Below are 6,965 nucleotides of genomic sequence, written 5' to 3'. Positions count from 1 at the left end.
GCTTCATCCACCTCGCCGCCACACTCATCTGGATGCGCTGAATGTCGATTCCACCTAGGCCGGCTGCAGGAAGACGTAGCGCTGATAGACGTCGGTCATCGCCCAATCGGTTCCGACGACCTTCCAGTCGGGATAGTTGGCGGCCAGGAACTCCAGGGTCATGGAGGTGTCGCCATAGGTCGCCTCGCCCTCCACGGTGTTGCGCGGATGGGCCACGAAGGCGAAGCCGTCCTTAGCGTGCTGCTTCGTCAACTGCGCCGCGTTCGCCGCATATTGCGGGTCGGCGCTCCAGTACTCGGGCGAGCGGATGGTGATGGCCAGCAATCCATCGTCGGCGATGTGCTTGCGCATCGCCGCCAGCGCGGCGTCGGTGGCCGAGCGCGAGGTGTGGGTGAACACCGAGAAGGCGAACATCACGTCGATGCCGCCTTCCGGCGCGGGCAGGCTCTGCGGCAGGTAGTCGGACTGAGCCAGATTGCCGAGCAGCCCTGAGTCCCGGCACAGGTCGATCGCCAGGTCCCAGGGATCGACCGGCCAGATCTTCGCCGGGTCGGCGTAGTAGTACATCATCCGGGTGATGCGACCGTAGCCGCAGCCGTAGTCCAGGATCCTGGCGCCCGACAGCGAACGATTGCGCAGCGCCGCATAGTTGTAGGCCAGGGCCCGCACGAAGCTCACCGTCTGCACCAGCAGCGGCACCCCGGCGTCGCCCGTGAAGTTGCGCTGCGTCTCGTCGGCGGCCATGCGTGGCAGCAGTTTGGAGAGCGCCGGCAGATCTTTCCGCGGCAACCCGATCATCAGCAGACCGAAGGCGTCGAGCGACAGGCCAGCGCGCAGGCTGGCCAGCACCGCCTCGACCGAGGCCCCCTTGGCGGCCTGTTTTTCGATGGCGGCGATCACGCGAGCGTCGTCAGACAGCATCATGGGAAACCTCGATCCTAGGTTGTCGCCCGACACACGCGGCGACCTAGGGGGACGTAGCCCAAGCAGGGAACCGGCGTAAAGGCTGACGCGCCGGGCAGCCCGCGGAAGGCCGCTCTGGTGCGGTTAAGAGCGGCTAAACGCTCTGCTCCTAACCTTGGCCCTTTCGAGAGGACAGGCGATGGCGGTGGCGATCCTGCAGGCGCGGATGAGTTCCACGCGGCTGCCGGGCAAGGTCATGAAGCTGCTGGCGGGACGGCCGATGGTCGAACGCCAAATCGAACGGCTGCGCCGGTGCTCGACCCTGGACCGGCTGATCGTCGCCACCAGCGACGACGCCTCCGACGACCCCCTCGCCGCGCACCTCCAGCAGATCGGCGTCGACGTGTTTCGCGGCTCGCTGCACGACGTGCTGGCGCGCTATGTCGGAGCGACCCGCGCGTTCCGGGTGGCGGGCAAGGTGGTCCGGCTGACCGCTGACTGCCCGCTGGCCGATCCCGAGCTGATCGACGCCTGCGTGCGGCTGCAGGACAGGCTCGGCGCCGACTATGTCACCAACGGCCAGCGCCGCAGCTATCCGCGCGGCCTGGACGTCGAGGTCTTCAACCTTCAGGCCCTGCTGATCGCCGGGCGAGAAGCGACCGCCCCCTACGACCGCGAACACGTCACCCCGTTCCTCTACCGCAACCCGCAGCGCTTCAGTCAGGGCGAGCTGGTGCAGGACCGCGACGACAGCGCCCTGCGCTGGACCGTCGACACCCCGGAGGACTTCGCCTTCGTCGAGCGGGTCTACGCCGCGCTCTACCCGGCCAATCCCGCCTTCACCTCCGACGACATCCGCGCCCTGCCGTTCGCCCACTACGAGCCGGGCGCGGAACCTCAGGGGACGACCTAGTCCGATCGCGCGGCCGCCGAGACTGGCGCTCTATGAACAGTCGGATTGGACCGAAAATAGTCGGCCCGGTCATGCCGGCCTCACGCGCAGCTCCGCTTCAGCGACGAATTCTTCCTGCTTCTAAGGTGTATGCATCACGCCGAGGACCTCTCGGTCTGGAGTGAGCCAGGTTTCAAAACAGTCTATCTTGACTGTAAATGGCAACCGAACGAATGTCCCGCCGAAGCCTGAAGGGCTCACGGGAGGGACCTCATGAAGAAAATGATCATCGGCCTCAGCTGCAGTTGCAGTCTGTTGGCCCTGGCCTACGCCGCTCCGGCCGCCGCCTTGGACGACCAGCAAACGGTCACCGAGATCGTCGTCACCGCCAACAAGCGCGAGGAGCGGCTGCAGGACGTGCCGGCCAGCGTCACGGCGGTGGGCGCCGATCAGTTGGCGCGGCAGAACATCACCTCCACCGACGATCTCGTGCGCGCCGTGCCTGGTCTCGGCGTGGCGCCGGTTCCAAGCGGCGGCATGGCCGTGCGCGGCATCGGCACCCGCACCTTCTCGCGCTCAGCCGAAGGCAGCGTCGGGATCGTGGTCGACAACGTGGCGCTCGGTAACGCCGTCAATCCCCAGTCGCCGGTCCAACTGTTCGACGTGTCGCGGGTCGAGGTGCTCGCAGGACCGCAGGGGACGCTCTTTGGCAAGAACACCTCGGCCGGCGTCCTGAACATCACCACCAAGTCGCCCGTGCTCGGCGTCTTCGAGGGCGCGGGCCATGCCGACATCGGCACGCGCAACAGCCGCGTCTTGCAGGGAGTGGTCAATCTGCCGCTGGGCGACGACGCGGCGCTGCGGGTCTCCGGCCACCTGGACCAGTTGCCGCAAGTCTACGAGAACGTCTTCAAGGGCCGGCGCAACGACAACGACGCCAAGGGCGTGCGCACGCGCCTGCGGTGGGAGCCGAGCGCCGACCTGTCGATCAACCTGATCGCCGACTACGACAAGAGCCGCCAGCGAGACAGCACGTGGGCGATTTCGAACTCCACGCCGGGCAGCTTCCTGACCCAGCAGCTGGCGAAGTGCGGCATCGTCGCGTCCCACACCAACAACCGTGCGTGCCTCGACGGCCCGGCGGACAGCACCTTCGAGAGCTACGGCGCCTCGGCTCAGGTCGACTATGATCTGGGCGGCTACACCCTATCCTCGATCACCGCCAATCGCTGGCTGATCACCCGCAACCAGGCCGACTCCGACAGCGTCCAGGTCAACCTCCTCAACTCCAACTTCGGCGGCGGGCGGATCACTAACTTCAGCCAGGAGTTCCGACTGGTCTCTCCCGCCGGGCAAATGTTCGAATATGTCGCCGGGCTCTACTATTTCCGAAGCGGGCAGACGTCGAACAACACGCAACAGGGCGCCGTCCTGCAGGCTCTGCTGCCCACCGGCCGCACGCTGGGCCAGGTGAGCATCACCAATGTCGAGGCCAAGAGCTATGCGGCCTTCGCCCAAGGCACGCTGCATCTGGGCGATGCGTTCCGCCTGATCGCCGGCGGCCGCCTGAACCGCGAAGAGATTTCAGCCGACACCGACCGCTTTCTGGCTCCGGGCGCCTTGGCGCCGTTCGGATCGATCTTGCCGGTCGCGGGCTCGGTCAGCGACAACGACTTCTCCTACCGCCTCGGCGCCCAGTACGATCTGACGCCGGACGTCATGGGCTATCTGACCTACAGCCGCGGCTACAAGGGCCCCGCGGTGAACGACGGGGCGGCCAGCCAGAACGTTCCGCTGATCGTCCGGCCTGAGATCCCCAAACAGATCGAAGCCGGGATCAAGTCCGACCTGCTCGAGCACCGCCTGGCGCTGAACCTGGCTGTGTTCCACACGCAGGTGAGCGACTTCCAGGCGCAGTTCTTCGATCCCGCATCGATGCAGTTCATCTACGGAAACGCCCCGGAGCTCACGACCAAGGGCGTCGAAATCACCCTGTTCGGCCGGCCGATCGACGGCTTGTCGCTCAACGGCGGGCTGGCCTACACCGACGCCACCTATGGCGAAGGCTTCTTCACGGTTTGCGGGCCCAACCAGACGGCGGCCCAAGGCTGCGTAGGCGGTCGTCAGAGCGCCGTCGGCCGCCGCCTGAGCGCCACGCCACGTTGGAAGATGACGTTCAGCGGCGAATACGTTCACGCCTGGGAAAACGGTTACGAAGGCTATGTGCAGCTGGACGGGGTCTATAGCTCCTCGGTCGTCTTCACCCAGTTCCCGGACGCCGAGGCCACGACCGGCGCTCACCTGGTGCTCGGCGGGCGCGTCGGCGTTCGCAGCCCTGAGGGCCGCTATGGCCTGGCGATATATGCCCGCAACCTGACCGACGAACAGGTCCCCGGCTTCATCACGACCAATCCGCTGGGCGTGCAACTGGGCGATCCGGCCTCGCACATCCAGTTCCTGGGGCCGGACTACCGACGGGTCGTCGGCGTCTCGCTGGACGCCAGGTTCTAAGCTAGAGGTGACACCCCGCAACTCCGGTCTGCGATCGGAGTTGCGGTGCTCACATCGCGAAGAATCTTGAGTTAGGGTTGGCCACCGCCCGCATTTCCGGATCGCCTGATGCCCCTTCCCGATCACCTGCCGTCGACAAAGGAAAAGGCGCAGGCGACTCCCGGCTCGAAGCCCAGGCGGCGGCCGCAGGCCGAGCGCAGCGCCGACACCAAACGCCGGCTCTTTGATGCGACGGTCCGTTGCCTCAATGACTACGGCTATGCCGGAACCTCCACCGAGGTTGTGCTCAAGGAGGCCGGCGTCAGTCGCGGCGCCATGCTTCACCACTTCCCCACCAAGGTCGACCTGATGGTCGCTGTCGTCCGCGACGCCTACGAGGAGGAGATCGTCATCTACGCCGATCGCCTGGGCCGTATAAAAGACCCCGTGGAGCGCTTCTTCTCCCTGCCGCAGGCGGCTTGGTTCGCGCTCAGCCGGCCCGCTGGCCTGGCGTCCTTCGAGATCATGAACGCCGCGCGGAGCGAGCCCGGACTGCCCGAGCGGCTCGCGCCGGTGCAGGCGCGCATCGAGGCCGAGGCCGTCGAACAGGTCGCCGAGTACCGACGCCAGGCCGGATTGCAGCAGGTGAAGGATGGCCTGCATCTGCACCGGCTCATCGCCGCAGCCCTGCGCGGGCTTTCAGTCGACGCGACGCTCCACCGCAATCCGCGCGAAATCACCAAGTCGATCGAACTGCTCGCACGCCAAATGCGCGATCACTACGCCGATCAGCTGGGAAGTTGAGCTGCGGCCGCGGGGTCTACGCCCCGCGGCCCGCCCGCGCGATCAGGCGCTCTTCAGCTCCAGCCCTTGCAGAGCACCCTCGGCGCGCCAGGCCTCCAGGAGTTCGATGAAGGCGATCGAGCCCTTGCCATAGGGACCGTTGCGGGCCGCCAGCGCCGAGGGCTTGCCCTCGTTGTTGTAGTAGCCGGGGGTGCACTCCTCGGCGAACTTCGCCCGCTGCAGGGCCGAGGCGATGATGGTCTCGACCCACTCGGCCTCGGCGGCCTGCGAGGTCTCGACCAGGGTCACGCCGTTCTGCTGGGCGTGGGCCAGGATGTAGGCGATGTGCTTGCCCTGCTCGTTGAGCATGTGCGGGTAGTTCACCGTGAAGCCCGACTGGCTGTTGCTCATCACGAAGCAGTTGGGGAAGTCACGGACATGGATGCCGTGGAAGGTGGAGACGCCCTCGCTCCACTTCTGCGTCAGGGTCTTGCCGCCCCGGCCTTGGATCTCGTAGCCGGCCCGGCGGGCGTATTCGGTGCCGACCTCGAAGCCGGTGGCGTAGATCAGGCAGTCGATCTCGTACTCGACCCCGTCGACCACGACCCCGGTCTCGGTGATGCGCTCCACGCCCTGCCCCTGGGTGTCGACCAGCGTGACGCTCGAACGGTTGAAGGTGTCGAGATACTCGTCGTGGAAGCAGGGGCGCTTGCAGAACTGGTTGTAGTAGGGCTTCAGCGCCTCGGCGGTCGCCTCGTCGGCCACCACCTGATCCACCCGGCCGCGGATCTGCTCCATCTTCTGGAAGTCGGCGAGCTGGACCAGGGTGGCCGGGTCCTGAACGCCGTCGCCCGCCGCCTTGGTCCGGGCGATCATGCCCAGGTTGCGGATGATGTCGGTCCAGCCGTCATTGACCAGGTCCTCCTTGGCGAAGCCGCCCGAGACCAGGGTGTTGAAGTTGTCCATCCGCGCCTGCTGCCAGCCGGGCGCCAGCTCGCCGACCCACTCGGGGTCAGTCGGTCGGTTGTTGCGGACATCGATCGAGGACGGGGTGCGCTGGAAGACATAGAGCTGGTCCGCCGCCGCGCCGACATGGGGCACGCACTGCACGGCGGTCGCGCCGGTGCCGATGATCCCGACCCGCTTGCCGGCCAGGCCGCTCAGCCCGCCGCTCGAGGTCCCGCCGGTGTAGTCGTAGTCCCAGCGGCTGGTGTGAAAGGAGTGGCCCTTGAAGGTCTCGACGCCCGGAATGCCGGGCAGCTTGGGACGATGCAGCGGGCCGTTGGCCATGCAGACGAAGCGGGCCTTCATCGCATCGCCGCGATTGGTCGAGATGATCCAGCGGCAGGCCGCCTCGTCCCAGGCCATGCCGGTGACTTCGGTCTGCAAGCAGGCGTTGGAATAGAGGTCGTATTTCTCGGCGATGGCGCGGCTGTGGGCCAGGATCTCCGGCGCGCGGGAATACTTCTCGACCGGCATGTAACCGATCTCCTCCAGCAGCGGCAGGTAGACGTAGGATTCCACGTCGCAGGCCGCGCCCGGATAACGGTTCCAGTACCAGGTGCCGCCGAAATCGCCGCCCTTCTCGATGACGCGAATGTCGCTGACCCCAGCCTCGCGCAGCCGCGCCGCCGCCAGCAGGCCGCCGAAGCCGCCGCCGATCACCACCACCTCGACCTCGTCGGTCAGCGGTTCACGGGTGAAGCCCGGCGCGACATAGGGATCGTCCAGGTAGTGAGCGAAGTCGCCTGCGATCTGCTGGTACTGGGCGTTGCCCTCGGCCTTCAGGCGCTTGTCGCGCTCGATACGGTACTTCTCGCGCAGCTGCTCCGGGTCGAACCCCAGCCCGCTCGCCGCCTCGATGGTGTCTGCTGAATCCGCCATGCGTTCCTCCCGA

At 66.7% G+C, this 6,965-nt stretch carries 5 protein-coding genes; 3 read left to right on the top strand and 2 right to left on the bottom strand.

Annotated elements, in window-relative coordinates; translation table 11 throughout:
• Window positions 1-54: 54 nt before the first annotated feature.
• The gene (locus tag ASE02_RS09550; protein ID WP_056733520.1) at window positions 55-924 is read right to left on the bottom strand and encodes a bifunctional 2-polyprenyl-6-hydroxyphenol methylase/3-demethylubiquinol 3-O-methyltransferase UbiG; all 870 of its coding nucleotides are present in this window, start codon (window positions 922-924) and stop codon (window positions 55-57) included.
• A gap of 178 nt (window positions 925-1,102) precedes the next feature.
• Between ASE02_RS09550 and ASE02_RS09545 the strand changes: the two genes are divergently transcribed.
• The 3 genes from ASE02_RS09545 (at window position 1,103) to ASE02_RS09535 (ending at window position 5,089) form a co-directional block, all read left to right on the top strand.
• Window positions 1,103-1,816, top strand: coding sequence for a cytidylyltransferase domain-containing protein (locus ASE02_RS09545; protein ID WP_056733518.1), 714 nt, complete (start codon window positions 1,103-1,105; stop codon window positions 1,814-1,816).
• A 252-nt stretch (window positions 1,817-2,068) separates the two neighbouring features.
• The gene (locus tag ASE02_RS09540) at window positions 2,069-4,306 is read left to right on the top strand and encodes a TonB-dependent receptor (RefSeq protein WP_056733516.1); all 2,238 of its coding nucleotides are present in this window, start codon (window positions 2,069-2,071) and stop codon (window positions 4,304-4,306) included.
• Between the two features lie 108 nt (window positions 4,307-4,414).
• On the top strand, window positions 4,415-5,089 hold the full coding sequence (locus ASE02_RS09535) for a TetR/AcrR family transcriptional regulator (protein ID WP_056733514.1): 675 nt from the start codon (window positions 4,415-4,417) through the stop codon (window positions 5,087-5,089).
• A 42-nt stretch (window positions 5,090-5,131) separates the two neighbouring features.
• On the opposite strand, the gene ASE02_RS09530 is transcribed toward ASE02_RS09535, so the two are convergent.
• Window positions 5,132-6,952 (bottom strand): NAD(P)/FAD-dependent oxidoreductase, encoded by a 1,821-nt coding sequence (locus tag ASE02_RS09530; RefSeq protein ID WP_056733512.1) that lies wholly within the window; start codon window positions 6,950-6,952, stop codon window positions 5,132-5,134.
• Between the last annotated feature and the right edge of the window lie 13 nt (window positions 6,953-6,965).

It is taken from the genome of Phenylobacterium sp. Root700 (assembly GCF_001429025.1).
Taxonomy (GTDB): Bacteria; Pseudomonadota; Alphaproteobacteria; order Caulobacterales; family Caulobacteraceae; genus Phenylobacterium.
The sequence above is the reverse complement of the archived record's forward strand: the minus strand, read 5'-3'. Positions and strand labels throughout refer to the sequence as shown.

Bases quoted from the DNA above. Each gene is read 5' to 3' on its own strand.
- ASE02_RS09550 (WP_056733520.1), bottom strand. From the start codon at position 924: ATGATGCTGTCTGACGACGCTCGCGTGATCGCCGCCATCGAAAAACAG.
- ASE02_RS09545 (WP_056733518.1), top strand. From the start codon at position 1,103: ATGGCGGTGGCGATCCTGCAGGCGCGGATGAGTTCCACGCGGCTGCCG.
- ASE02_RS09540 (WP_056733516.1), top strand. From the start codon at position 2,069: ATGAAGAAAATGATCATCGGCCTCAGCTGCAGTTGCAGTCTGTTGGCC.
- ASE02_RS09535 (WP_056733514.1), top strand. From the start codon at position 4,415: ATGCCCCTTCCCGATCACCTGCCGTCGACAAAGGAAAAGGCGCAGGCG.
- ASE02_RS09530 (WP_056733512.1), bottom strand. From the start codon at position 6,952: ATGGCGGATTCAGCAGACACCATCGAGGCGGCGAGCGGGCTGGGGTTC.